This is a genomic window from Moraxella tetraodonis, assembly GCF_022359095.1.
In the GTDB taxonomy this organism is placed as follows: Bacteria; Pseudomonadota; Gammaproteobacteria; order Pseudomonadales; family Moraxellaceae; genus Faucicola; species Faucicola tetraodonis.
Map to the genome: position 1 here is coordinate 605,055 of NZ_JACSYB010000001.1, position 26,600 is coordinate 631,654.

21 protein-coding genes and 1 tRNA gene are annotated in these 26,600 nt (G+C 43.1%); 16 read left to right on the plus strand and 6 right to left on the minus strand.

The window, feature by feature from the left end; translation table 11 throughout:
- Positions 1-38: 38 nt before the first annotated feature.
- Positions 39-1,982 (minus strand): bifunctional protein-serine/threonine kinase/phosphatase, encoded by a 1,944-nt coding sequence (locus H9W84_RS02730; protein WP_239741551.1) that lies wholly within the window; start codon positions 1,980-1,982, stop codon positions 39-41.
- A gap of 132 nt (positions 1,983-2,114) precedes the next feature.
- Entirely contained in the window at positions 2,115-3,587 is a 1,473-nt protein-coding gene (locus H9W84_RS02735) for an MFS transporter (protein ID WP_188874491.1), read from the minus strand.
- 494 nt (positions 3,588-4,081) lie between these two features.
- On the opposite strand from H9W84_RS02735, the gene H9W84_RS02740 reads away from it, so the two are divergent.
- The 8 genes from H9W84_RS02740 to bfr (H9W84_RS02775) all read left to right on the plus strand — a co-directional run bounded on the left by H9W84_RS02740 (position 4,082) and on the right by bfr (H9W84_RS02775) (position 13,529).
- Positions 4,082-5,407, plus strand: a complete 1,326-nt coding sequence (locus H9W84_RS02740) for an NAD(P)/FAD-dependent oxidoreductase (protein ID WP_239741552.1) — start codon at positions 4,082-4,084, stop codon at positions 5,405-5,407.
- Positions 5,408-5,446: 39 nt separating this feature from the next.
- Positions 5,447-8,218 carry a molybdopterin-dependent oxidoreductase gene (locus H9W84_RS02745; protein ID WP_239741553.1) on the plus strand — a complete coding sequence of 924 codons (2,772 nt, stop codon included), beginning with the start codon at positions 5,447-5,449 and terminating at the stop codon, positions 8,216-8,218.
- Positions 8,219-8,438: 220 nt separating this feature from the next.
- On the plus strand, positions 8,439-10,463 hold the full coding sequence (locus H9W84_RS02750; RefSeq protein ID WP_239741554.1) for a TonB-dependent receptor domain-containing protein: 2,025 nt from the start codon (positions 8,439-8,441) through the stop codon (positions 10,461-10,463).
- A 470-nt stretch (positions 10,464-10,933) separates the two neighbouring features.
- The gene (locus H9W84_RS02755; protein ID WP_239741555.1) at positions 10,934-11,599 is read left to right on the plus strand and encodes a MotA/TolQ/ExbB proton channel family protein; all 666 of its coding nucleotides are present in this window, start codon (positions 10,934-10,936) and stop codon (positions 11,597-11,599) included.
- Positions 11,600-11,659: 60 nt separating this feature from the next.
- Entirely contained in the window at positions 11,660-12,061 is a 402-nt protein-coding gene (locus H9W84_RS02760) for an ExbD/TolR family protein (protein WP_007116453.1), read from the plus strand.
- 76 nt (positions 12,062-12,137) lie between these two features.
- The gene (locus tag H9W84_RS02765) at positions 12,138-12,341 is read left to right on the plus strand and encodes a (2Fe-2S)-binding protein (protein ID WP_007116452.1); all 204 of its coding nucleotides are present in this window, start codon (positions 12,138-12,140) and stop codon (positions 12,339-12,341) included.
- A gap of 202 nt (positions 12,342-12,543) precedes the next feature.
- Entirely contained in the window at positions 12,544-13,023 is a 480-nt protein-coding gene (gene bfr / locus H9W84_RS02770; protein WP_007116451.1) for a bacterioferritin, read from the plus strand.
- 35 nt (positions 13,024-13,058) lie between these two features.
- Positions 13,059-13,529, plus strand: coding sequence for a bacterioferritin (gene bfr / locus H9W84_RS02775; RefSeq protein ID WP_239741556.1), 471 nt, complete (start codon positions 13,059-13,061; stop codon positions 13,527-13,529).
- Between the two features lie 262 nt (positions 13,530-13,791).
- On the opposite strand, the gene H9W84_RS02780 is transcribed toward bfr (H9W84_RS02775), so the two are convergent.
- A complete protein-coding gene (locus tag H9W84_RS02780) occupies positions 13,792-14,790 on the minus strand; it encodes a zinc-binding alcohol dehydrogenase family protein (protein WP_239741557.1) in 999 nt (332 codons plus the stop codon).
- A 583-nt stretch (positions 14,791-15,373) separates the two neighbouring features.
- On the opposite strand from H9W84_RS02780, the gene H9W84_RS02785 reads away from it, so the two are divergent.
- The 3 genes from H9W84_RS02785 to H9W84_RS02795 all read left to right on the plus strand — a co-directional run bounded on the left by H9W84_RS02785 (position 15,374) and on the right by H9W84_RS02795 (position 17,067).
- The gene (locus H9W84_RS02785; protein ID WP_065253682.1) at positions 15,374-15,676 is read left to right on the plus strand and encodes a putative quinol monooxygenase; all 303 of its coding nucleotides are present in this window, start codon (positions 15,374-15,376) and stop codon (positions 15,674-15,676) included.
- Positions 15,677-16,080: 404 nt separating this feature from the next.
- Positions 16,081-16,764 (plus strand): type 1 glutamine amidotransferase domain-containing protein, encoded by a 684-nt coding sequence (locus H9W84_RS02790; RefSeq protein ID WP_065253683.1) that lies wholly within the window; start codon positions 16,081-16,083, stop codon positions 16,762-16,764.
- Positions 16,765-16,767: 3 nt separating this feature from the next.
- The gene (locus tag H9W84_RS02795) at positions 16,768-17,067 is read left to right on the plus strand and encodes a DUF1330 domain-containing protein (protein WP_239741558.1); all 300 of its coding nucleotides are present in this window, start codon (positions 16,768-16,770) and stop codon (positions 17,065-17,067) included.
- A gap of 237 nt (positions 17,068-17,304) precedes the next feature.
- Here the strand turns inward: H9W84_RS02795 and H9W84_RS02800 are convergent.
- Both H9W84_RS02800 and H9W84_RS02805 read right to left on the minus strand, forming a co-directional pair.
- Positions 17,305-17,381: transfer RNA gene (locus H9W84_RS02800), tRNA-Ile, on the minus strand.
- A 150-nt stretch (positions 17,382-17,531) separates the two neighbouring features.
- On the minus strand, positions 17,532-18,347 hold the full coding sequence (locus tag H9W84_RS02805) for a phosphodiester glycosidase family protein (RefSeq protein ID WP_239741559.1): 816 nt from the start codon (positions 18,345-18,347) through the stop codon (positions 17,532-17,534).
- Between the two features lie 301 nt (positions 18,348-18,648).
- On the opposite strand from H9W84_RS02805, the gene ndk reads away from it, so the two are divergent.
- The 5 genes from ndk to H9W84_RS02830 all read left to right on the plus strand — a co-directional run bounded on the left by ndk (position 18,649) and on the right by H9W84_RS02830 (position 24,116).
- Entirely contained in the window at positions 18,649-19,080 is a 432-nt protein-coding gene (ndk, locus tag H9W84_RS02810; protein WP_007116442.1) for a nucleoside-diphosphate kinase, read from the plus strand.
- A 742-nt stretch (positions 19,081-19,822) separates the two neighbouring features.
- Positions 19,823-20,323: a 2-C-methyl-D-erythritol 2,4-cyclodiphosphate synthase gene (ispF, locus tag H9W84_RS02815; RefSeq protein ID WP_239741560.1), complete on the plus strand. Its 501-nt coding sequence runs from the start codon at positions 19,823-19,825 to the stop codon at positions 20,321-20,323.
- Between the two features lie 171 nt (positions 20,324-20,494).
- Entirely contained in the window at positions 20,495-20,833 is a 339-nt protein-coding gene (gene grxD / locus H9W84_RS02820) for a Grx4 family monothiol glutaredoxin (protein WP_239741561.1), read from the plus strand.
- Between the two features lie 65 nt (positions 20,834-20,898).
- Positions 20,899-22,989: a DNA polymerase III subunit gamma/tau gene (gene dnaX, locus H9W84_RS02825; RefSeq protein WP_239741562.1), complete on the plus strand. Its 2,091-nt coding sequence runs from the start codon at positions 20,899-20,901 to the stop codon at positions 22,987-22,989.
- Between the two features lie 227 nt (positions 22,990-23,216).
- Positions 23,217-24,116: a LysR family transcriptional regulator gene (locus tag H9W84_RS02830; RefSeq protein WP_007116438.1), complete on the plus strand. Its 900-nt coding sequence runs from the start codon at positions 23,217-23,219 to the stop codon at positions 24,114-24,116.
- A 122-nt stretch (positions 24,117-24,238) separates the two neighbouring features.
- Here H9W84_RS02830 and H9W84_RS02835 read toward each other — a convergent pair whose 3' ends face one another.
- Positions 24,239-26,554 (minus strand): lipase family alpha/beta hydrolase, encoded by a 2,316-nt coding sequence (locus tag H9W84_RS02835; RefSeq protein WP_239741563.1) that lies wholly within the window; start codon positions 26,552-26,554, stop codon positions 24,239-24,241.
- Positions 26,555-26,600 lie beyond the last annotated feature (46 nt).

Genomic DNA, 26,600 nt, shown 5'->3' on the forward strand with positions numbered 1-26,600 from the left:
AGGTTAATTGTCTATCAAGCATAACCTAAATTACATTGTTAGTAATTTAACGCAACCAGTAGCCAAGTGATGAGCAACAGCACCGTTAATATGCCACTGACCAGTTGCCAAAATAGCACAGGATGTTTGTCAATCAGCGGCTGCTTGGCTTTATCGTCGGCATGGCTTTTGGGGTCAAGGTCGGTGAGAAAATCACCAATGCTCTGATAGCGGCGGTTGCTATCTGCTTGCAGCGCACGAATAAGCACGTCATTGACCCAAAATGGCAAATCCGTGCGCACTTGTCGCACGTTTTTGAACGCCAGTTTTTGGTTGGTTTGGGCGGTCATCGCAGTGGTCAAGGTGTCGACATCGAATGGTTGTAGCCCCGTCAGCATCTCATAAGTCACTACACCCAGCGAGAAAATATCGGAATACACCCCTTTTGGTGCATCGCTAAAATATTCGGGGGCAATATAATGCAAATCGCCCACAGGCGGTGTATGCGCTGTTTTTAGGAGTAACGAGCCAACCGAACCAAAGTCAATGAGCTTGATATGACCCGATGGCAGCAGCATGATATTTTCGGGCTTGATATCTTGATGGAGAAGATAATTACGGTGCATGGCTCGCAGCGCCATGCCGATTTGATTGACAATAGCAAAGGTTTGGGCAACCGATAACGGCGGCTGGGTGTCGATAAATTCACGCAAGCTCATGCCTTGCAAAAATTCGGTGACATGGTACAGATACTGGCTATTCATCGGTTTAGGGTAAAATTTTAGTAAGCTTGGGTGATTGAGGCTTAACCCTATTTTTTCTTCTTTTAAAAACAGCCGTAAAAATCCGCTATCGTCTTCATAATAGGCAGATGGCACTTTGATAATACGCTGATTATCGGCTGTGTCAGCGGTGCTGTCGGTTGCCAAATACACGCTACTGCGTGGCGTGTTTTGCACCACTTTGTCAATGGTAAAATGATCAAGCTTGTCGCCGACAGTCAGCACAGGCGGAATGCGTAAACGGGTAACGGCATGACGACTGTCTGTATGTTCAGCAAGGTCAGCTTTGTCAAAATCTGCATTCGCCAAAATTCTCGCAACTTTTGGTAAGACGGCTATCATCACGCAACTGACATTGTCATTACTGCCATTTTCCAATGCCACTTGGCACAAGGTTTCTGGCAAATTTTCTAAGTCTAGGGTAGTGGAATTATCCAGCGCCAACAATTTGCCCAATGCCGATTGGGTGAGTAACAATAATTCATCATCACCGATAAATTCATACACCCCATCGGTCATTATCAAAAACACATCTTCGGGCAACACATCAATTTGGGCAAGTTGTAATTCTACATGGGCATCTGCGCCAAGTGCAGCGGCTAACGCGCCTTTGTCTCTCCCTCGTTTGTGTCTGTGGTCTTGGGTGAGTATGCGCAGTTTGTTGTGTCGTAGCCGATAGATACGGCTATCGCCCGTGTGAAATAACACTGCCGAGTGCTCGGATAATAAAGGCTCGGTAAACAGCAGCCCCGATAAGGTTGAAAGTAATTTGGGCAAATACCGCTGCGAGGCTGAATCAAAGCTGTCATGGTGATCACTAAAATACAAAAAATCATTGATAATATGCACGCTTTTGGTGAGCATTTGGGCCAGCGTTTCGGCACTGTTGTTATTCAATGAATCGCTAGTAACAGGGCTAGTAACAGGGTTTGTTACCATGTCAGCTTGGTGCATGGTCAATTGGTCGATCAGCGTATCAATCACCCATTGGCTGGCGAGCTTTGGTTGTCCGCAGCTGCTGACGCCGTCAGCTAAAGCGGTGACTTGCCATGCAAGCTGAGCGGCGCTGCTATCCCTTGTCGGCACCAGCGTTTGCACCGTCAAGGTGTCTTGGTTTTCCGCTTTGCGCCCTGCATGACTAGCAGCACGGGTCAGCAGTTGCGGCAAGGATTGTGGTAAGGATTGAGAACTGGGGGGATTTTGCTGAATGGCTTTTGACATGAGTTTTTCCTTACTAGCACGGTTGCTACGCATTGTGCAAAAATGAAAAAAGGGCATACACCCTTTTTTGCCTTACTAACTAGACTTCCTTGTCCGCTGGTCGACTGTTTTTTGGTTGGATTTAAAGAGCGATTACGCTATCGCAATTCGCTCAATCGTGCCATCTTCGTGCACCTCGACCATATGTCCTTGTGGCTCGCTCAGGAAGGTCGCGCCAATAAAGGCAATCCCTGCAAAAATCGCGAGGGTAATAAAGAATCCTGTTGGCGATACCATAGAGAAAATAGTCAAAAACAACACCCCACCTACGTTACCATACGCACCCGCCATACCAGCAATTTGCCCTGTCATACGGCGTTGAATGAGCGGAACCACTGAATACACTGCACCGCATGCTGCTTGCACAAATACAGAAGTAAGCAGCACGATTGCCACTGCACCCGCCAATGGTAACTTGGTCATTTGCGTCATTAGCAGATAACCCACCGTTTGCCCTGCCAATGCAATCATCAATACTTTACGACGACCGACCGCATCGGACATAAAACCACCGCCAGGACGAGCAAATAAATTCATCACCGCAAAACAGCCTGCAGTCAACCCTGCTAAAGTATGCGATACACCATAGTTGGTAATAAAAAATTGCGGCAACATCGACACCACTGCCAACTCAGAGCCAAAACATGCCAAATACGCCATGTCCAAAATCGCCACTTGTTTAAACTGATAACCATATTCTGGATTTACCGCAGGGCGAGATGTATCAAATAAATGCTTATTGACTGACCAGATTTTGATATATTGATAGACTACAAGCACCGCCACCACCGCATATGCCAGCATGGTTTGATTAGCGGTTAATAATTTTAATCCGCTAGGTGACAAACGCCACGCCAACAAAAACAAAATCGCATAAACCGGTAAAATCATCACCGCATAAAAGTAAAAGTCTGCCTTGTTTGATACTTCCAAGCCGCCTGATTTTTTTGGTTTAAAATAAGTCGCGCCTTTGGGTGTATCACTGACGCCACGATAAAAAATGACCGAATAAACAATCGCAATCACGCCTGTGGTAGCAATCGCATACCGCCAACCGTCTGCACCGCCATACATTAAGGCAAGAATCGGCATCGACATCGACGCTACTGCCGCCCCAAAATTGCCCCAACCACCGTACACCCCTTCTGCCGAGCCGACTTCATTGACAGGAAACCATTCTGAAATCAAACGAATCCCAACCACAAATCCTGCACCGACAAAACCTAGCAAAAATCGCCCAATCGCCAGCATTTGGAAACTTTGAGCAAAAGCAAACACAAAACACAAAAAACCGCTAATCAACAACACAGCACTATATGAACGCTTGGGGCCGTATCTATCGACCATCGCGCCGATTAGCAAACGAGCAGGAATGGTCAAAGCCACATTGAGCATCAAGATCGCTTTGACTTGTCCATCGCTCAAATGAAAATATTGTTTGATGGTGGGCATCAATGCCACATGAGCAAACCAAATTAAAAAGGTGACGAAAAAAGCAAACCAGGTGTAATGTAACACCTTGATACGGGGTAATTTCATAGCAAACAGCGGTAAACGTTGGGACATCTGCTTCTCCTTTAAGTAAGCCTGTACGGTTCACGGTAACAAGGTAAAAGCAATATTTATGCCATTGTCATAAACTTTTGTTTTTGCAATACTTTTTTTGAATGACCCATCAATTAGCTATTTTGCTGTGATAAAGCTTTTACCGATTAGCATGAGTGGTGAAAATTTGATGCTGTACTGCACTATTTTGGTAAGTAATCGATAAGGTAAAAGAATAATGCAAATAAATAAGCAAAAAAATGTCTAAAAATATTTTAAAAACCCTCAAACAGTTATCTACAGTTAAAGAGGTTAAATTCAAAGAGTGGTCAACATCCATCACACTGTCCGACAAATAATAGCCAAAATTTAAAACACCATAAAAAACAGTAAAAAACAACGGTTTAAAACGGTTGGCATAGATTTTGAATTATTAAATTTTAAAGTGCTAGATTCTAAAGTGCTAAAGTTTAAAGTATTGAATATCGGGTCGGATAAGCAAGGTCAGCCAAATAATGCAACACACACACATTCTTATCATAGGGGCAGGGATGGCAGGGACACGCTTTGCCATGCAGTATGCCAAAAGCAGACTGAGTACCCACAGCGGACTGGGGATTGACAGCCAAGGCGAACAAAGTCGAGATGAGTTTGCCATCACGCTTATCAACAGCGAGCCATATGCAGGCTATAACCGTATTATGCTATCGCCTGTATTGGCAGGGGAAAAACGCTTCGCTGAGATTTATCTATTTTCTCAAGAGGAGTACGCCAACCATAACATCACTGTAAAGACAGGTTGCACTGTTAGCGATATCAATCTTGCTGCTCATCAGGTCATCACCGACAGTGGCGAAACTATCGGCTATGACAAATTGGTGTTTGCCACAGGTTCAACGCCATTTATTTTGCCATTGCCCAACCATACCGCAAAAGGCGTCATGGGCTTTCGTACCAAAGCCGATGTGGATGCTATGCTAGATATCGCAAAAAACAATCATAATGGCAAAAAATCTCCAAAATGTCTGGTTATCGGCGGTGGATTACTCGGTCTTGAGGCTGCTAATGCTTTGGTACAACAGGGAGCGAAAGTCACTGTGGTGCATGGGGCAGGCTATTTACTCAATCGCCAACTGGATAAAACCGCTGCCGATTTACTGCAAACTTACTTTGAAAACAAAGGTATTGAGTTTGTGCTCAATGCCAACTCCCAAGCGATTTGTGTAGATAAGGATAACCAGGTTACTGGACTAACTTACACGGATAATGTCGACACATCCATCCCTGCCAAAACCATTGACAGCGATTGCATTATCATGACCGTCGGCGTGCGACCCAATATTGCCCTTGCGCAACAGGTCGGTATCAGTTGCGAGCGGGGGATTTTGGTTGATAACCAAATGCGAACCCATACCCCAGACGTGTATGCGATTGGCGAGTGTGTACAGTTTGACAACCAGCTATTTGGGCTCGTCGCACCTGTGTATGAGCAAGCCAATATTCTGCTACATACCTTAAACGAGCAGCCAGGCAGCACCTCGCCCGTGTTTAGCATACAACCAACAGCAACCAAACTAAAGGTCTCGGGCGTGGCACTATTTTCGGCAGGTGATATCGATGTAAGTCACGACTGCGAGCAATTGATTTATCAAGACCCTAGCCATAGCATCTACCAAAAAATCACCGTAAAAGACGACCGTATTTTATCTGCAGTACTATATGGTGATGTACAAGAGGGCGGTTGGTTTTTTGAACTGATTCAAAATCAACAAGATATTTCAGCCATCAAAGATAAATTACTGTTTGGCAAAGCGTTTTGTGAAGAGTTGCTGGCGGGCTGATCTGACTGGTAGAAATCAAAAATAGTAAAAGGTTAACGTGTGACAACAACTATACAACATTTAGCACCACAAAAATCTCCCCTGACACAAGTCAAGACTACCTGTGCCTATTGCGGTGTTGGCTGTGGCGTGTTAGCGACGATTGATGAGAATACCCAACACGTCAGCATTGACGGTGATCCAAACCATCCTGCCAACTTTGGCAAATTATGCTCCAAAGGCAAAGCGTTGGGCGATACGCTCGATCGTGACCGCCGTTTGGCACATCCGATGATTCATGGCGAGCCAGTCGATTGGGATACCGCCACCGATTTTGTTGCTAAATCATTGCAACAGACCATTGATGAATACGGCGCCGACAGCGTTATGCTATATGTATCGGGACAACTGCTCACCGAAGATTATTACGTGGCAAACAAATTTACCAAAGGTTTTTTGGGTACCAATAATTTGGACTCCAATTCTCGACTGTGTATGTCATCAGCGGTGGCTGGCTACAAGCGAGCATTTGGCTCGGACACTGTGCCTTGTAATTATGAAGACATCGAAAACAGCGACCTATTTATCATTATCGGTTCGAATATGGCGTGGTGTCATCCGATTTTATTTGGTCGGTTAAAATCCAGCAAACAAGCCAATGCCAACAAAAAAATCGTGGTAATTGACCCGCGAGCCACTGACAGCACCGCGATTGCTGACTTGCATTTGCCGATTCGCTCCGGCACAGATACCCATTTATTTGTCGGACTACTCAATTACTTGCACCAAAACGGCTATGCCAATCACGATTATCTCAGGCATTGTGACAATCTTGCTGATGCGCTTGCAGCCAGTGACAGTTGGACGATTAAAAAAGTTGCCAAAATCTGCGGTGTCAACGAAAGTGATTTAACCGAGTTTTACCAATTGTTTGCCACTACCACGAAAACCGTGAGTTTTTACTCCATGGGTGTCAATCAAGCCAGTAATGGCACCGATAAGGTGAATAGCATTATCAATTGCCACCTTTATACAGGCAAACTGGGTTTTGAAGGGGCAGGGGCATTCTCAATTACAGGACAGCCCAATGCCATGGGTGGGCGAGAGGTCGGGGCGTTAGCCAATCTGCTTGCCAGTCATTTTGAGCTCAAAAACAGCGACCATCGTCAAACAGTAGCCAACTTTTGGCAAGCACCGACTAGTATTAGTGGTAAAGATGGTATCAAGGCAACCCAATGTGCCGATGCTATTTTGGAGGGGCAAATTAAAGCGATTTGGATTATGGCGACCAATCCTGTAGTCAGTCTACCAGAAGCAGACAAATTTGCCATGGCGTTACAGCAATGCCCACTGGTCATCGTGTCTGACTGCTCAAAAGACAGCGACACGCTCGACTTTGCTCATGTGGTTTTGCCCGCGCAAGGCTGGAGTGAAAAATCAGGCACGGTCACCAACAGCGAACGCCGTATCTCTCGCCAGCGCCGCTTAGTCACCCCATTTGCTGATGCCAAGCCCGACTGGTGGATAGTCAGCCAAGTGGCACAGAAAATGGGTTTTGTGGGTTTTGATTACACCCACGACTACCAAGTGTTTGCCGAACACGCTCGGCTTAGTGGCGAGAAGAATGGCGGTGAAAAAAATACAGATAGTCGAAGTTTTAATATCAGTCATTTAGCCAATATTAGCCAAAACGAGTATGATAATTTGGCACCGTTTCAATGGGGTCAACCGCATTATTTTGGACTACAAAAACAAGACGCACACACCACTATCGGCACAACTTATACTGATACCCAAAAACTGCATTTTGTCACCGTTAATCCTGCGGTACCCAAGTCATTGCCTGATGAGCAATATCCACTAGTGCTTAACACAGGTCGCTCGCGTGACCAATGGCATACCATGACCCGTACAGGGATTGCCCCACAGCTCAATCAGCATTTACCGCACCCACTGGTTGCGATTCACCCGAGTGACGCCAAACCTTTGGGTGTACAAAATAACGATTTTGTGCAAATTAACAGTCCCAATGGTACTATCTTAGTGCGGGCGGATGTGACTGAAAAGCAACGCCAAGGCGATGTGTTTATACCTATGCACTGGAATCAGCACTTTGCCGCCAATGCGCGTGTCGGTAAGCTTATCAGCAATCATTATGACCCCTTTTCACAGCAACCGCAGCTCAAGCACCAACCTGTCAGGCTGCAAAAGCTAACCATGCAAGCATTTGGATGGTTATTGATTGATAAACATTGTGATGAAAACCTGCTAACTTGGCTCGAATCGCCAGATATGACTTATTGGGTGCGTAATCGCCAGTCAAACAGTAGCCAGTATTTTTTTGCCATTGATAATCAGTCTGCGGTCATGACCACTTGGTTTGATAAGCAATATTGGCAACAGCAGTTAAGTGTATGGCTCAATCAACAGGCGCAAGCCTACAACTTTGATATTATCCATTATCAACATATTGATACCGATAACACCAGCCAAGATTTACGACTTGCGATATTGCAAAACGGGCAAGTCCATGCGCTAGTATTTTTGAGCACCCACGAGCATAAACTACCTACCCATAACTGGCTAGATAGCCAATTTGGCACAACGCTCGATAGCCATACGCGTAAATGGCTACTAATGGGCAAACCTGCCACGGGTTTTATTGATACAGGGCGGATAGTTTGCTCTTGTATGTCCGTGGGTGAAAATACCATTGTTGAGACGATAAAAAAATATCACTGCAAAACCGTCGTTGAGGTTGGTAAACATTGCAAAGCAGGCACCAATTGTGGCTCCTGTATAGGAGAGATTAGCAAAATTTTGGCGTGGTGAAATGGTTATAACTTGTTGAAAGGATTATTGGGCGAACTTTAAGCTACTTTATAATTTCGCTTAATGTTGCCTGATTTTACTTGGTGACTCATTGATAACTAGCTTTAGACATTCAAAAAAAGGGAAATAATTGGAAAAATTAATTGATAATGATTATCATTTATATTATTATTCTTGCTGCTTTGTAACGCTTCTTTTTTTTATATATCTGAGTGATTTTATGAATACTGCCAATACTAGTTTACCGCCGCGTGGTGCTTTGCGCTATTTAAGTTTGTGTGTATTAACCACCCTTTATTCACCGTTGGCAACAGCGAGTGAGCCAGAACCCGTCATTACTTTGCAGACCATTACTTTTAATGCCCGTCAATATATCCCAGCAAAACAGACTGAGAATGTCCGCCATGAGACCTCAGTTAAGGTACAGCAAGCTGATTTACTCAATCAATATTTACCGACGGTTGCTGGGGTGAATGTCGGTGGCACTTCGGGGATGGATCAGCATATTTATATTCGCGGTTTGGGCTCAGACAATGCAGGCAGTGCCTTAAAAATTACCGTGGATGGGGTGCGCCAACCGGAAACGCGCGGCTTTCACCATGCCGGGATTAGTGGACTTGACCCAGATTTGTATAAAACAACAGAAGTGTCAGTGGGTAATAACTCGGTGACTTTGGGCAACAATGCCATCGGTGGCGGTGTGGCGTTTACCACTGTGGATGCACAGGACTTGCTACTACCTGATCAAAAAATGGGGGCAAAGGTTAAGCTTGGCTATGCCAGTAACGATCAGCAATTTCAGCGAAGCCTAACGACCTATGCCAAACCCAATGAGCAATTGGACATGATTGTGTCTTATAGTGAGCGTGATAGCGATGGCGGCGAAGATGGCAAAGGCAACCACATCCAAGGTGATGATATTACTATCAAAAGTATACTAGCCAAAGTCAATGTGATGCCGGCAGAAGGTCACAAAATTACTGCCAGTTACCAAAGCTATGACAATGACGGCAACTATCCGTTTCGCCCCAATATCGGCTACCAAGCCAATTTACCCGCTAATATTCACCCTGGTTACACCAATAATGAAACCTATGCACTCGGCTATGAGTATAAACCGCATAGCAATTTTGAGCTAAACAGCAAAATTTATCATTTAACCAATGAAGCGCTGTCGCAAGGACTGCGCGGAACGACCCCCATGCGTATAGCCACGTCAGGCAAAACCGATGGCATGACGGCAAGTATCAAACAGCAACTGACGCAACATCATGGTGACCATGCTTTGACACATACGCTCAACTATGGGGTAGAAGGCTATAAAAAATCAGCGACGTTAGAGAGTAGTGATATCACAGAAGACGCTACCAGTGTAGGGGTGTACTTACAAGACCGAATCGAATTGGGACGATTTGCGCTGACGCCTGGCGTGCGCTTTGATCATTATAAGCCGTCAGAGCGTTTAAGCAGTGACGACTATAATCAACTGTCGGGCGCATTGGCAGGGGAGTTTAAACTGACGCCAAACCACAGCTTATTTGCTAGTTATACGCAATTGTTTAATGGACCACCCTTGCCAGAAACCATTCACCAATCTGGGCAAACCTTCGTCAATAAAGACATCGAAGCAGAAACAGGCGCAAACGCAGAGCTGGGTATCAGTAGCCGTTTTCAAGGGGTGTTTGACAGTCAAGACAGTATGTCACTGACAGCCAAAGTCTTTGATACCCAATATGACAATAAAATCGACCGATTAACAGGCATTGACTGTGCCACAGGCAACACAGTGACAGGCGGGCAATGTGCCAGCTACATCAATGCAGGCGAGACTACCGTTAAAGGCTATGAGCTGAGCGCAAAATATCGGCTAAATAATATGCGCTTGAATGCAGGCTATGCCCATGCCAAAAGTGACACCGAGCAAGGATACCAACTCAACAAAGACTCTGGCGATCAGTTAAACCTTGGCTTTAATTATGACATCAATGACCGATTTAGCCTTGGAAGCGCCATCCGCCATGTCAAAGGTTTAACGCGTCGCACCAGCGCTACTGATATGGCTGATTTGCCAAGTTTTACCACCTATGATGTATTTGGTAGCTATCGTACAAGCGCGTTACCGCAATTAACCGTGGATGCTGGCGTGTATAACCTTACGGATGCCTACTACTATGAGCACGTATCCAATACGGGTGATAAAGCCATGGGACGCAATGTCAAAGTAGTGCTAAGTTATCAGTTTTAAACTCAATGGGTGATAACCATCAGCATGATGGATTGCCCATTGCTGTTTAGCATTTTCACAAAATATTGCAGAAAAATTTTGCTTATGTCCAAAATCCAATTTTTTATTCGTCCTACTATCACAAGGTTTGGTGGGGTATCAAAACAATTGCCTAGGGTATTCATCGGTGTAACCGAAAACTGCATTTTGCGCAAGGTATTCATCCTAGTCGATACTGTAAGTTATTAATAGCTTTGTGTTAGTTTTGCCCAAGATAAAGATAACACAAAGCGAAGATAAAAAAGTAACTTGAGGTTTTAAAGCCATTTGATATCAAAGTTGCTTAATATTTTAAACTCGCTTAATTAAAGTGGTTTAATACAGTCGCTGGTTAAATTGAACCTAATTTTTAATATTTTTGTTGATAATGATTATCATTTATACTAACATTTAAAGTTAGTTTTTATATTTATCGTGTTAGAGGAATGATTATGGATTTTGCAAATTACTGGCAATATACAGATGTAGTGACCAAGACGTTATTTTTTGTGTTAATTGCTTTATCGATGCTGTCTTGGATTACAGGCATTTTACGTATCTTAAATAGCCAAAAAATTGCCAAAACAGTGTCGCAAGATTTGACCCAGAAAATTCACCAACAGCAAGCTCAACTTACTACCTTATCTCTAGACAATCAAAAATTGGTCACTGAGCAGCAGCTACTGCAACAGCTCAATCGCTACCGTTTTGCCAGTGAGCAGGGCTTAAATATCCTTGGTACGACTGCTGCCATTGCCCCTTTTATTGGGCTATTTGGTACCGTGTGGGGGATTTTTCATGCCTTAGATAGCATCGCTAAATCAGGTCAAGCAGGACTTGGTCAAGTCGCAGGACCGGTTGGGGAGGCTTTGATTATGACTGGGCTTGGGCTTGCGGTAGCGATTCCTGCAGTGATTATGTACAATGTCGTAGTACGAATCAATCGCAAAGCCATGCACCAAGCGAATGACACGGCGCATACCTTGCTTGCCAACGTGTTGATGAATTCTTCCAGCCAAATTACGCAAACTAGTGTAGCCACCCAGCCCCATTTGCAAACCAGCTCGCAGCCCAAGCAACAAACTAACGCCGCTGACTTAATGCTGAAAAAAGCCTAACCTTGACCCAACGCTAAACAGATAAGCTAAACAGATAAATAGATAAACAGGGAATAACTTATGGCATTTCAACTCGGTGATGACGCGTCGACGGGCATGAATGAAATCAATCTGATTCCACTGATTGATATCATGCTGGTCTTGATGATTATTTTTTTGGTGACGGCAACGGTAATCAATCCCAGTGTGCCGCTAAATTTGCCCAAAACCTCAGCACAAGTCAATGAAGCCCCGCCCAAAGTGATACAAGTAAGCATTGATAAAGATGGCAAGATTTTTTGGGATGATGCCAGTATCAGTTTGGCGCAATTAAACACGCGCTTTGCCGAACAAGGCAAATTAAGCGAGACCCCAAGCATTCAGCTGCGCGTTGATAAAGACAGCCGATATGATACCGTCGCGCAAATCCTAGCAACAGCAAGCGAAAACAAGCTAACCAAAATTGCGTTTGTCAGTGAATAACCTGATTGATAAAATTTTTATTGATAATAAGAATAATTATCATTATTATATAAGAAAATTTATCAACGAGGTGCGTATGTTTGTGTGTATCTGTAATGCGGTCAAAGAAAGTCAAATCAAAACAGCCATTGAACAAGGTCATGACAGCTTAGAGGCATTACAAGCTGAGCTTGATGTGGCTACTTGCTGTGGTGGCTGTCAGCCAATGATTGAAGGTTATCTTGAAGAGTACGCGCAGAGTATCAATAACTATACGCACCTATTTATTGAAGTTGCCTAATGTATTAACGTTGGCTAGTTTATTAAGTTGCCTAATGCGCTGTTAGCGTACACACCCAAACTTATTCATTAATCTCAATGAATGAGCGTCTGGTAAATAATGTAAATTATTTGCTGCGATGAATTGTTTTTAACGTCACTTTAATTTAGTATTTCAGATAATACCCAACCTTTGTTTCTGTTCATTTTTCAAGGATATACCCATGAAAGGCAGCCAAGCTGTTATTGATTATCTAAATTTCTTAATTAGTGGTGAACTGGGGGCTCGTGACCAGTACTTTATTCATGCGCAAATGTATCATGAATGGCATTATCCAAAACTTCATACGCGTATGCATCATGAAATGGAAGAAGAAAGCGATCATGCGCGTGCCTTAATCAATCGGGTGTTGATGCTAGAAGGCACACCCAACATGAAAGTTGCCGATATCAACATCGGTCATGATGTGCCAAGTATGCTAAAAGCCGATCTGCAGCTTGAATATGCGGTTCGTCAACATCTCAAAGACGGCATTGCGCTTTGTGAGCAAGAGCAAGACTATGTAACCCGTGAGATTTTGGTCGCCCAATTGGTCGATACCGAAGAAGACCATGCGCATTGGTTAGAGCAGCAGCTAAGACTGATTGATATGATGGGACTACCTAATTATCTGCAATCTCAGCTCGGTGACATCTCTGAATAAGGCGACAAAGCAATAAGGCAACTAAGGTAAACATTATGCAAGTCGATAAAGAAATTCTAAGAGCGCTAAACCAAGTTTTGGGTCAGGCATTAATTGCTATTAATCAATACTTCTTACACGCGCGTATCGCCAAAAACTGGGGACTGAGTGAACTCAATGAAAAATTGTATCATCAGTCGATTCATGAGATGAAATGGGCAGATGACCTCATTGAGCGTATCTTAATGCTAGATGGTCTGCCAAACTTGCAAGAGCTTGGCAAAATTTTAATCGGTGAAAATGTTGGTGAAATTTTGCGTTGTGATTTGCAATTAGAGTATCAAAAAACTGACATCATCAAAAATGCGATTGCTTTATGTGAGCAGCAGCGTGATTTTGTCTCTCGCAAATTATTGATCAAACTCAAAGACGGGAGTGAAGAGCACATTGATTGGCTAGAAACGCAAATGGAACTAATGACCTCGATGGGTATCGAAAATTATACGCAAAGTTTATTAGATTCATAAAGCGTATCAATGTGTTGGAATAACTGTATGAACCATCAATATACCCAAGCTGCGTTGATTTCTGTCATCTCTATACTGATGGCATCGCTTATCATCATCTTAGTGGCAGTAATTTATTGATTATCGTTTTAGTTTTCGAGTTTGGCATATTGGCATAGCCAAGATGATGAGTGATTTCGGCTGGCAGTTTTCGTTCTGCCAGCCTTTTGGTGAGTTATTTTAAGAGTCTGTATTGCCCAAGATATGTTCTACAAAATGCGTGTTAGAAACCTTCTAGTACAATTTTGCCTTTTGACTTACCTGATTCAAGCAACTTATGCGCCTTCTCCAAGTTTGCAGCGTTAATTTTGCCTAGATTTTGGTTGAGGGTACTTCTAATTTTTTGCTGGTCAACTAATTGGGCAACCTGTTGCAGCAATTCACCTTGCTTTTCAATATCATCGGTTTCATACATTGAACGGGTGAACATCAGTTCCCAATGGATAGAAATAGATTTAGTCTTAAACGGCATAATATCAAAGGTTTGTGGATCATCGATCAATCCAAGCTTGCCTTGTGGTGCAATCAGAGAAACTATTTGCTTGATATAGGTGTCTGTATGATTGGTAGAGAATACATACTTTGGTTTTTCAATACCTAGTGTCTCGATTTGTTCGTTTAAATCTTTGCTATGGTCGATGACATGGTCGGCACCCAATGATTTTACCCAAGATTTAGTTTCTTCACGTGACGCTGTGGTTATCACGGTCAGATTGGTTTTTGCTTTTAGGAGTTGGATAGCGATTGACCCTACACCGCCTGCACCACCAATAATTAAAATACTGCCAACTTCTGTTTCTGAAATTTGAAACCGATCAAACAGCATTTCCCATGCGGTGATAGCAGTTAATGGCAATGCTGCGGCTTCTGCATTAGACACTGTAATTGGTTTAAGACTGATGATGCGCTCATCAACTGCTTGAAACTCAGCATTACTACCATCTCGGGTTAAATCGCCTGCATACCAAACACAATCTCCGACTTTAAACGAGGTAACTTTTGAGCCAATTTCAATAATTTCTCCAACGGCATCCCAACCTAAAATACGATTATTTGCTTCAGACGAATTTTTTCTCACTTTGGTATCAACGGGGTTTACAGAGATTGCCTGAACTTTTACCAGTACATCACGCTCCTTAAGCGTAGGCTTCGCTTTTTCAATATCTACCAATGAATTTTTAAAATCATCCTGGTTATTGATAACATACGATACGGCTTTCATGGATTTATCCTTTTGTAATAGTGAGTGGGTTTAATAGCGGGTTAGTTTAATTAAATGCAGTGTTTTTAGTGTATTGCAGACAGGCTGGCTTGGGTCAGTCAGTCTAATCTGATAGAATTAATGAAAGATAGTCGATATTCTGAGTCTATGCTAAAGGTGTGAGGTCAAGGGCGTAACGTTAAGGGTGCAAGGTTAAGGATACAAGCTAAGCTCACATTTTGCGTCTGTGTTTTCGCCAAAAATAGCCCTTGGTAAAATGCCGTCATTTATTGTTGTACCAGTGTACCCAATCAAGGGTAGCGAGTGCAACATCATTTACACCTTATCACTTATGCTTGTTTCTTTGTTATGGTTAAAGCAAGGTTATGGTTAAAGCAAGCATAAAGGAAGTAATATCAACCTCAAATTTAAGCTGATACAGACACTCCCCACGACTTAAAGCATAAATGTTTATGTAACCTTTATACAACAAAGCTATGCGCTAAAGCCGTTTGACATGAATATAACAGTGGTTTAGACTCAATTTTGATGCTAGTCAATGTCGGCTAGTCAATGTCGGCTAGTCAATATTGGAGTATTAGTGATGGTTAAAACCGCTTTATATGTCCGTCTTGAAGCTAAACCAGGTAAAGAACAACAAGTAGAAGATTTCCTAAAAGCTGGTCTGCCTATCGTCAATGAAGAACCTGCCACAGTTGCATGGTTTGGTCTACGCCTTGGCCCTTCAACCTTTGGTATTTTTGATGCATTCCCTGATGAAGCAGGTCGCGAGGCTCATTTATCGGGCAAGGTTGCCGCCGCTTTGATGGCTCAAGCAGATGAACTATTTTCAGAACCGCCTTCTATTGAAAAAGTAGATGTGTTGGCGAGTAAACTACCAGGTTAGACTGATGCTTAAATTCTCTAAAGCGCTGCCTGTCATTTGATATTCTAGATGATACGCTAGGTAGCGTTTTATTGCATCAGTCTAGTTAAATCAGTCAACTAGCTAGTCGTTGATGCCGTTTTTTACCTATTTTTTATCATCACGCCTCGCTGACTAAATATACGTCAGAACGCTATTTTCTAAACTAGCCAATATCAAGCAGCCTGTAGGCTTAATTTCACACGTTTTGTCAATGCTATCAAGAATGCAAGGCTATTAAATAACAGCTACTCAATAATGGCTACCAGATAACAGCTATCAAATAACGGGTTAATTTGCTCGGTATTTTGCATTTTGCACATACGAACTATCGCTGTGCTCATGTAGCAATAACCCAAATTCTAAAAACTATCAGAGAAAATAACATGAAAATTTTACTTGTTCTGACCTCACATGACAAACTCGGCAATACTGGTAAGAAAACAGGTTTTTGGCTAGAAGAACTTGCGGCGCCGTATTACACCTTTATTGATGCGGGTGTTGAAGTTACCCTAGCATCACCTCAAGGGGGGCAGCCACCGCTAGACCCAAAAAGTAACTTAGCCGATGCACAAACTGAAACCACGCATCGCTTTGAAGCAGATCCCGTGGCAATGCAAGCGTTGGCACAGACCCATAAACTTAGCGAAATTTCTATCGCTGATTATGATGCCGTGTTTTACCCAGGCGGGCATGGTCCATTGTGGGATTTGGCAGAAGATCCGATTTCAATTGCTCTGATTGAACAAGCGATTGAGTCAGGAAAATCCGTTGCTACAGTTTGTCACGCCCCAGGTGTTCTTCGTCATGTAAAAACCAGTGATGGCAAGCCTTTGGTCAGCGGTAAATCCGTGACGGGTTTTACCAATACTGAAGAAGAAGCAGTAGGATTGACCGAAGTTGTACCGTTCTTAGTCGAAGATATGCTCAAAGAAAAAGGTGGTCATTATTCTAAAGCAGGTGACTGGCAAGTGTATGTCCAAGTAGATGGCTTACTAATTACTGGACAAAATCCTGCTTCTTCTGCTGCAACCGCCAGTGCACTCCTTGAATTGTTAAATAAGGAGTAGCCCATGTCTGCGTATGTGGTATTTACCCGTGAGCAAACTACGGACGCTGAGGAACTGGCGCAATATGCACAAAAGGCGCCGCTTGCTCTTGAAGGTCGTGAGCTAACACCCTTGGCTTTTTATGGTCAATTAGAAGTGCTTGAAGGCAATGAGATTGAAGGCGCTGTTATTTTACGCTTTCCTGATATGGCAGCCGCGCGAGACTGGTATCACAGTCCCATATATCAAGAAGCATTACAACATCGCCTAAAAGGGGCAAATTATCGTGCCTTTATCATTGAAGGTGCCGAAGAAACACTATAAAAAGCACCACTGTCAAATGCTAAACTACGAGTTAGTTGATGGGAATAATCGTTGGGGGATTCATTCAGACTATCAAAACCGAATAGCAGTCAAAAATAAGTAATAATCAAAAATAACTAACATCAGTACGGATTTAAAATAGTGATTCATATCGACGTAATCTGCTTGCTATTTAATCACTAAAATTTAAAAAATAAAAAACCACTGAGGATTAATGCACCTAAGTGGTTGTTTATATGGTGGGCCCACACAGACTTGAACTGTGGACCAAAGGATTATGAGTCCTCTGCTCTAACCAACTGAGCTATAGGCCCGAAAGGGTAGTGTCGCAAATATTGCTAAGCAAATTTGTCAAAACTAGGCTGATTATAATACCTTAAAAAATTATTTTTGCAATGTGGAAATGGATAATTTTATGCAAAACGCTGATTAAATCAGCATAAACTTGTCTCACCGAATACGCATTATTTGTCTTGTGTCACCGCAATCATTACACCCATATATTTATTGTCATTGCGTGACAGCGTCTGACTATACAATGCCGAGGCACTACCGCCATCCAAAAACAACGCATTGTCACAACCCAATTGCGATTTGAAAAAATCCGCAAACTCATAAAAGCTGACAGGGGTATCGCTTATCACAAATTTGACGCGGCTAGGATTGCGACCACACACGCCAACACCATTGCGGTATTTTCTCGAGGTACTATTGGCATCAAATGCCGGATGGATGTTACCATCGATGACCAGCATGGGTCCAGATTGGGTGGCGAAGGTCGGTTTTGCTCCGCTTGCCAGTTTTTTTGCCATGCTTTGACTTTCAGTGATATAAAAACCTTGATGGTCTTGCCAAAATACCCCGTTAGGCATTAGGTGAAAGTTGCCGCCGCCCTGCTTGAGATTTAGGGCTCGGATTTGTTTGCCATTGATGACCGTATACCCAATCGGCGCAAAATTGCCATCGTACATCCCGGCATTCATCGCAAACAACAAGGTTTTGGCAGGTTGCTGGCTTGCCAAATAATCGCGAAGGGTAGTAAAGGTGAGTAATAATGGGTGGCTCGCGGACGAGGGATTTTGCCAATGTAGTGAAAAATTCGCCGCATTTTTAGCATCAAGCTCGCAGATACTATAGTCGAACGGCTGGCTTTTTCGCTGACAATCTGGCATGGTTTTGACAGTAAACTGACGTGCCAAACCGATACTTGCCACCAATAATAGCGCCAAGCATAGGCTGACAACAACCGCTTGTGTTTTTGTGATATTTGAGAGCGTCATACCATTGAGAGAAAATTTAAGCTATTGGCTACTATATCATAGTTGCGTATCACAGAATATATCCGCCATTTATTACAAAAAACTCGTTCAACTTGATATTCTAGCAATTTCGACTTAACAGTGATGAATTAAACTAGTTTTTGCCCTCAATATCATTATAATAGGCAACTAAGAACAGCACCCCGCGTTTATTCAAATCTTCAAATCACGATTTGACAGAGCCATCGGGCAGGGTATGGGCTGTTTTTACAGTTTCTAGCACTTAAAATCATAATCCCCTTCAATTTTAAAGGAATTTAACATGGCCATTGAACGTACGTTATCAATTATCAAACCTGACGCAGTTGCAGGCAACCACATTGGCGAAATCTACAGTCGTTTTGAAAAAGCAGGCTTAAAAATTGTGGCAGCAAAAATGTTGCATTTAGACAACGAAAAGGCGGGCGGTTTCTACGCTGAGCACAAAGAGCGTCCGTTTTACAACGATTTAGTCTCTTTCATGACTTCAGGTCCAGTGGTTGTATCAGTACTTGAAGGCGAGAATGCAGTGGCTCACCACCGTGAAATCATGGGCGCTACCAACCCAAAAGACGCCGCTGAAGGCACTATCCGTCGTGACTTTGCTAACAGCATTGATGAGAACGCGGTTCACGGTTCAGACTCAACCACATCTGCAGCCCGTGAAATCAGCTATTTTTTCAATGACAATGAAGTTTGCCCACGTACGCGTTAATCTTAACACAACAAAAAACGGCTTAAATTTTAAGCCGTTTTTTTATTGCCTATCACTCAGATGGTTTATCATTAAAAAGTAGCAATGCAACAACAAGGATGCAAAATTAATATTAATAGTTTTATTAAGGAAACTAAAGAAACTTAATTTAACAATTCATAACAAAGAGCACATAGAGCGTAGGTGCAAATCCGCTAAAATAAATTCATCACGACATAAATACAAGCTTTGTTGACTACGATATTACTAAGACAGAATCACTAAAACAAAAAATAAAATAAAAAACGATAAAAATAAAAAAGCCATAATTTGGCATTATGGCTAACATCAGTAAAACAAAGAAGAAGAAAGAAACAATAAAAATAAAAACAAGTAGTGCATTACCCACTCCCATCAAGTTCCCCACTTGATGGGTTTATTTTTATATTATATAACGTTATATAATAAAATACCATAGCAATTTACTAGGATTTATCAATTTTTTTTAAATAATATAGGCTAACTTGTTTAATAGCCGATTTTTATGCTATGTAGCGGTAGCGCCAGCAATGGGGTATTAAAAGTTGCTATTCACAAGTTGTTTTTCCCAATTTGCTATTCCTAAGTTACTAGTCTAAGCTGCCTAGCTACTTGTAAATCATGCTTTAACCGTTAAAATAGAGACCGATAAAATAGACACCATTAAACCAAACAGAATAGCCTACCAAAATCACGACAGTAAGATAAAAAAATAGGATTAACCATGATAAGAATCGGTCAGGGTATTGACGTCCATGCCTTTGTTAATGACGGCACAGAAAACCAATTCATAACATTAGGCGGGGTGCAAATTCCTCATACCCACAGTTTGCTTGCCCATTCTGATGGCGATGTGGTGCTACATGCGTTGTGTGATGCGCTGCTTGGTGCATTGGCACTGGGCGATATTGGGCAGTTTTTCCCAGATACCGATGAGCGTTTTCGCAATATAGATTCAACCATTTTGCTGAACCAAGTGTACCAATTTATCCAATCAAAAGGCTTTGCGCTGATCAATGCCGACATCACTATCATGGCGGAGCGTCCAAAACTATTGCCTTATCGTACCGAGATTCAATCGCGTATTGCCGGTGTCATGGGCTGCGCGGTTGACCAAATCAGCGTCAAAGCCACCACGACTGAAAAGCTTGGGTTTACCGGTCGTCAAGAAGGGATCATGGTAAGCTGTGTGGTGTTGCTTGAACAAGTGACTTCATCAGATTAATGGAATTTTTGGGTAGTTTTGCTGCTGACTTTTTTGGGATGGGCATCTTGAATGTTTACTTTCGATAACCATTATAGCGTATAATAGCAACCCTGCACTCATCATTAGTGAGTCAAATTCTAGCTGTGAAGATAGCGCTCTACTTTAAAGGGCTTGATAAAGGAATTTCATATGACTGATATGAACCAAACTGAGATCGAACAAACCATCCGTGACCAAATCGCTCAACACAGCGTATTGCTTTACATGAAAGGCACGCCACAGTTCCCACAATGCGGTTTTTCTGCGCGTGCGGTGGATGTATTAACCCAAATTGGTCGCCCATTTGCGTTTGTTAATATTCTTGAAAACCCAGAAATCCGTGCAACTTTGCCACAGATTGCTAACTGGCCAACTTTCCCACAATTATGGGTGGCAGGTGAGCTGATCGGCGGCAGTGATATTATCTATCAAATGTTCCAAGACGGTGAATTACAACCCCTAATTGAAGCCAATAGCCCAGCGGTTTAGTTTTACTACGAGTGGGTTAAGGTTATTTCTTTTTTTAACGTTTTTGTTGTCATGTATCCATAACCATGTATCAAGTCCTAGCACGTAAATATCGTCCAAAAAACTTCCATGAGCTGCTGGGACAAGAACATGTGTCTAAAGCATTAATCAATGCCATCCATAACCAGCGCTTGCATCATGCGTATCTATTTACGGGTACGCGCGGCGTCGGCAAGACCACCATTGCGCGTATTTTGGCAAAATGCCTTAACTGTGAGACAGGGGTGACAAGCGAGCCTTGTGGCGTCTGTGGTGTATGCCAATCCATCGATAGCGGTCGCTTTATTGACTTGATTGAGATTGATGCAGCATCACGCACCAAAGTTGAAGATACCCGTGAATTACTCGACAACGTACCGTATGCACCGACCCAAGGTCGCTACAAAGTCTATCTAATTGATGAAGTGCATATGCTGTCGACGCATAGTTTTAATGCGCTACTAAAAACCCTCGAAGAGCCGCCAGCGCATGTGAAGTTTCTGCTTGCGACCACAGACCCACAAAAACTGCCCATTACCATCATCTCCCGTTGTCTGCAATTTGTACTCAGACCTTTGCCGCAAGTGGCGTTAGCTGAATATCTTGGTACGATTCTTAACAAAGAGCAAATCAGCTACGAGCCTGATGCCTTATGGCAGCTATCGAGCAGTGCCAAAGGCTCCGTGCGCGATGCGTTGTCACTCACTGATCAAGCCATTGCGTTTGGCAATGGCAATGTCACAGATGAAGTGATTCGCCAGATGCTTGGCTTAATTGACCAAGCCGATGTCATCGCTATCCTTACCAATATTTACCAGCAAAATACCCAGCAGTTGACGCAGGCCATTCAGCTTCTGCGTGAGCAGGTGGTGGATGCCAAAGCCGTATTTGACAGATTGGCTGAGACGCTGCATCAGTTGGCCATTTTGCAGGCGTTGCCAAATTTTGATTTGCAACTCAATCGCCAGCAAAGCGAGCAATTGCAACAACTGGCTCAGCAGTTACCCGCAGAGCTATTACAACTATATTATGACATTGTGGTAAAAAGCCGTGAAAACTTGGCATTAGCCAATACGCCGATGCAAGCGTTAGAGATGTGTTTACTCCGCTTGATGGCGTTCAAGCCACTGCATCGTAATCAAATCCCGCTTCGTCCGCCAATCGCTAATAACCCTGATTCTCAAAGTCCTGATTCTCAACTTGTCGACACAACGCCTAGCGAAGCCATACAAGGTGCAAAGTCTTCAGTGCTGGCTGAAGATAGCTTACAAGTAACCTCCGAGCAGAGTGATAACAACTTATCGGATAACAATCTGCTCAAATCTGTGCCAAACGTTGATAGCATTCAACAAATCATTGAAGAAAGCATTGAACAAGGCATTGAACAACAGACATTTGATGATACCCATTTAATATCTAATGATACAACCGCGGCAAGTACCACCGCAGGGCAAACTCCAACCAGACTAGACGATGCCAATCGCTTATCTGATTTGCAATCAAGCGATAGTCATCATGAAATTACTGCGCCAGACATCGTTGCAGAGTCTGGCAACACGCCTAGCATTGTCACAGAAGATAGCGCATTGATAAAAAACAATGCGCCAGCGCCAGTCACCGTAGCTACCAATGTCAATGTTAATGTTGACCATTCCCACCACACTATGGCGGCAGAGGGGAGTGATATTGCTAATGTATCGCCCCTGGCATTACTCAAACCCACTCATGTAACCCTTGAAGGCGAGTGGACACCTGCCAAATGGGATTATTGGGTGTTTAATGCCCGTGAGCAAGGCTGGCTCGATGAGGATGAATTAGTGCTTGCCAAACGCGGGGTTATGACCGGCGAGATTCATGGGGTAAGCCAATTTGTCACCGAACAAAACTTTTTGACCCATACCGCAACTTTTGATAATTTTTGCCAAAAACTGCAACAGCGTTTTGAGGGTATTGATATTCGTTTGGCGGAGTCGGCAAGTAATTTTCAAGCGCTAGATGGATTAAAACCAGAAGCGCTACAAGAAGCCCGCGAAAAACTAGCGTTACAACAAGCTACCCACCAGCTTGAACAACAAGCAGTTACGCAGGCACTTTTGCAGCAACAGGCATCAATTAGCTCTGTTAAGTTAATTCAATAAGTGAATTTAATTTATATAAATTCTAATTTTTACTTTTTTAACAGATGAATGATTGAAGAAAACCAATGTTTGTTAAAAAAATCAATAAAATACAAAATTAAATAGTTGAAAAAATATTAATAATTTTAGTTAATAAATCCCGATGTCGTTTAATTTATCTTGCTAATGGCGTATAATACATCAGCTTTTAAAAGTGACTTTGATTAAGTGATAAAATTGGGTGAAATATGCTTGATAATTTAAGAGGCATGGCGGTTTTTGCAAGTGTTGTACGTCATGGTTCATTTAGTGGTGCTGCAAAAGAACTGGGCATAACAACAAGTGCGGTCAGTCAACAAATCCGCTCGTTAGAAAACGATATGGGTGTGGTGTTATTGCATCGCTCAACTCGTAAGTTAAGCTTAACAGAAGCAGGTACTAGTTTTTATGAGAGTGCCAAAGATGTGGTTGCGGCAGCCGAACAAGGTCGTATCCGTGTCAATCAATTACGCGATGAGTTAGCAGGGAACTTGCGCATTGCGACCACGCCAGAATTGGGTGTGAATCATATTTTGCCCGCGTTATCGACTTGGATTTCGGCGCATGATGATTTAACCATCCATTTTGAAGCGGATAATCAGTACGTTGACTTGATTGAAGAGCGTATCGATATCGCCCTTCGGATGTCACCAAACCTTAATGATAGTAGTTTATCGGCGTTTCCTTTGACCGAGATACGTCAGTTGCTCGTCGCTTCCCCGCATTTTTTACGTCAAAATGAAAAATTGACCGAGCCAAAAGATTTGGCCAAACTCAATATGATTGGTATTAGCCTTATCAAAGATCCCAATCAAGTCGATATGATCAATGTGGAAACAGGTAAAAAATCACGCGTGCGTATGCCAACGCGTATTCAAACCAACAATATTATGCTTGCCACGACCCTTGCCAAAGAAGGGCATGGCGTTGCCCGTATCATGTCACTCGATATCCAAAAAGAATTGGCAAATGGCGATTTGGTGGAAGTATTGCCAGGTTACCAATTACCAAGTTATATGCTATATGCGGTAACACCCAGACATGAACAACAACCTGCGAAGGTGACGCGCTGTCTTGAAGTGTTGACCAAGTATTTTGCTAAAGTTTAGCGGTTGGACTGTCAGTAGTACCAATAATTAGTAGCAATAAACAGTTAAATAAAAAACAGTGTAATAAAAAGCGAATAGTGAAGGCTATTCGCTTTTTTATTGAGGCTGAGGCGGGATAGCCACTAAGGCTGTCTGTCAGGTGGCGCTTGGGTGACGCCATAGCGAGCGAGTTGTTGATGCAGGATGCGACGCAACTCCAAAATCGCCTGCGGGCTAGTATGGACATTGTGACGACCGGTAAGCACTTTTTCAGATTCTACGCCTTCTAAATGCGAGCTATTGTACGGCACAATACCATCGGAGACACGGTCGGTTGCGCCATATTTCACCGATTCTAAGAGTTGCTTTTTCTCATCCAGACTTTGTTTGGCTTGCGCCAGACTCGTGGTGTTATACAGCTTGGTCTCTGTGGCGGGTCTAACGCTCGACGTCGTATTGTCATTTTTCAAAGATGTTATGGATGCCGATACATCATCAGTAGGGCTATTGGCTGCCTTAGCGGTAAGCTGATTGAGCGCATTGGACAAATCCTTATCATCAGTGGCGATCATGTTATTGACTGCAACATTGGGCGCGATTGTGACATCTGCCGTCAATTGGTTAAAGTAAGAGTGGCTGCTCAACTGGCTGGCGCCATTTTCCAAAAATAGCTGTGCCAGCGGATTGCTTGAAACCACGCCTTCAGTAAATAGCGAATTTAAATTGTCATACACGGTGCGGATAAATCCTGCCGGTAGTGAGATGATACGGCGCAAACTGCGAGTAAACCAGCGATCGGCATAATCGGTACCGCGAAATGGCGAAGAGATAAAAATCGCGCGATCGACTTGCGGCAGGGCTTGAAGTTTGAAGCGGTCACTGAGCGTTTTGTTTTGCGCATGACGGACAAATGCGGCGTAGTCCGCTGAAAAATTATTCATCTGTGAGTAATTGGCAACCAGCGATTCGACTTTGGGCGTTAAGTCATCATTTGATACCAACAAACGCCCAATCACCCCACCCATACTATGACCAATCAGCACCGCATGTTGACTGGCAACGTCCTGCTGCTTAGGATCGACAATTTTAAAAGTGCGTTCAATCAAGTCATAAATTTGGTGGCGGTTTTCTAGCATCGGGATATTGGTTGGATAAAAAATCTGCCAAACTTGGAAGTTTTCACGAAGTTTTGGGTCATTAAAAATGTCATTGGTCAGTCCAATCCAAGTTTCAGGACTCGATGCCAACCCATGCATCATGATAATCACGCGTTTATTAGGATTGTAAGGCTCAAGCATAAATAAATGCGGCTGGGTTTGCTGATACGGCGAGGAAAACATACTAAAATAACTGATATTGCCTAGGCGATTGTCCTGTGACCATAAGCCATAGGCTGCCGAAAAATTCGCCGATAGTGCAAAATCTTTGTTGAGTATAGAGACACTTTTAAACTGATAGGGATCATAAATATTGAGCGAAAAATCGGTGGTTTTTTGCAACTCATCAATGCTATTGCCTTTGGGCACCAACACCGCGGTCATAGGCAAATGCCCTGATTGGTGGATACGTTCTTCTAACGGTGTATCATTGGCATAGTGTTGCAACAAGTCAATAATCACCGCCGTATTGATGCGACTATTGAGTAGCGCCACATAATTGATACCAAAGCCATCGCGGCGACTGATGGTATTAAATTTTGATAAATTAATCTGGTAGCTTGAAATCAGTTTCATCGATGCCGATTTGTCAGTAAACGGCTGTCCATTGATACTGACACGCAGGTTGTTGCGAGTGATTTGATAATTTTCTGCCATTTTTTGATGATACAAGCGATCACCTAACGCATCGATGGCAGCGTAATACAAGTCCTGAATTTGGGTATCGCGTTGTTTTGGCAGATAATACAATTGTGACGGTTGTTGATTGACGACGGTTGGATTGAGGATATCGTACATCAAATAAATGTAAGAAAACCGAATCGATTGCAGCATATCGTCTTGAAAGGCGATAGTACAAGAAATTTCATCGGGTTTGGGCGCTACAATGTCGGTCTTGCCAACCAAATCTTTGGCATAGTCTGTGGCCAAATCTTTTGGCGGATTGGTACAAGTTTTGGCTTGCTGGCGCTGCTGGGCAGAGGCGTAAAACAGCTCACTAATTACGCCATAAATCCCTTTATCGGTATTAAGATCCGCTTGCTTGAGCGTCACTACACAGGCAGGCATATTTGCCAAGCATTTTTCTTCATCTAAACCTGCCTGCACTAAACGGCTTTTGGTGTCAGAACTCAAGCGGCTGCCCGATAACACGCTGACGCGCTGATCCATGATGGCTCTTGCAGTATCGCGGCTACCGATTTTGGTGGTGGCGCAGCCAGTAAGAGTGATGATAGCAACCAATGTCGTTGCAGTGATTAGAGGCGTTTGACAAAATCTATTAGATTGGTTTGTTAGCGGCATGGTGATTTACTCGGCTAAAATAGAGCAAAAAGGGATACAGCAAAAA

Bases quoted from the DNA above. Each gene is read 5' to 3' on its own strand.
- H9W84_RS02805 (WP_239741559.1), bottom strand. From the start codon at position 18,347: ATGACGCTCTCAAATATCACAAAAACACAAGCGGTTGTTGTCAGCCTA.
- bfr (WP_007116451.1), top strand. From the start codon at position 12,544: ATGAAAGGCAGCCAAGCTGTTATTGATTATCTAAATTTCTTAATTAGT.
- H9W84_RS02795 (WP_239741558.1), top strand. From the start codon at position 16,768: ATGTCTGCGTATGTGGTATTTACCCGTGAGCAAACTACGGACGCTGAG.
- H9W84_RS02790 (WP_065253683.1), top strand. From the start codon at position 16,081: ATGAAAATTTTACTTGTTCTGACCTCACATGACAAACTCGGCAATACT.
- ndk (WP_007116442.1), top strand. From the start codon at position 18,649: ATGGCCATTGAACGTACGTTATCAATTATCAAACCTGACGCAGTTGCA.
- H9W84_RS02760 (WP_007116453.1), top strand. From the start codon at position 11,660: ATGGCATTTCAACTCGGTGATGACGCGTCGACGGGCATGAATGAAATC.
- H9W84_RS02755 (WP_239741555.1), top strand. From the start codon at position 10,934: ATGGATTTTGCAAATTACTGGCAATATACAGATGTAGTGACCAAGACG.
- ispF (WP_239741560.1), top strand. From the start codon at position 19,823: ATGATAAGAATCGGTCAGGGTATTGACGTCCATGCCTTTGTTAATGAC.
- H9W84_RS02730 (WP_239741551.1), bottom strand. From the start codon at position 1,982: ATGTCAAAAGCCATTCAGCAAAATCCCCCCAGTTCTCAATCCTTACCA.
- dnaX (WP_239741562.1), top strand. From the start codon at position 20,899: ATGTATCAAGTCCTAGCACGTAAATATCGTCCAAAAAACTTCCATGAG.
- grxD (WP_239741561.1), top strand. From the start codon at position 20,495: ATGACTGATATGAACCAAACTGAGATCGAACAAACCATCCGTGACCAA.
- H9W84_RS02830 (WP_007116438.1), top strand. From the start codon at position 23,217: ATGCTTGATAATTTAAGAGGCATGGCGGTTTTTGCAAGTGTTGTACGT.
- H9W84_RS02785 (WP_065253682.1), top strand. From the start codon at position 15,374: ATGGTTAAAACCGCTTTATATGTCCGTCTTGAAGCTAAACCAGGTAAA.
- H9W84_RS02740 (WP_239741552.1), top strand. From the start codon at position 4,082: ATGCAACACACACACATTCTTATCATAGGGGCAGGGATGGCAGGGACA.
- H9W84_RS02835 (WP_239741563.1), bottom strand. From the start codon at position 26,554: ATGCCGCTAACAAACCAATCTAATAGATTTTGTCAAACGCCTCTAATC.
- H9W84_RS02780 (WP_239741557.1), bottom strand. From the start codon at position 14,790: ATGAAAGCCGTATCGTATGTTATCAATAACCAGGATGATTTTAAAAAT.
- H9W84_RS02765 (WP_007116452.1), top strand. From the start codon at position 12,138: ATGTTTGTGTGTATCTGTAATGCGGTCAAAGAAAGTCAAATCAAAACA.
- H9W84_RS02735 (WP_188874491.1), bottom strand. From the start codon at position 3,587: ATGTCCCAACGTTTACCGCTGTTTGCTATGAAATTACCCCGTATCAAG.
- H9W84_RS02750 (WP_239741554.1), top strand. From the start codon at position 8,439: ATGAATACTGCCAATACTAGTTTACCGCCGCGTGGTGCTTTGCGCTAT.
- bfr (WP_239741556.1), top strand. From the start codon at position 13,059: ATGCAAGTCGATAAAGAAATTCTAAGAGCGCTAAACCAAGTTTTGGGT.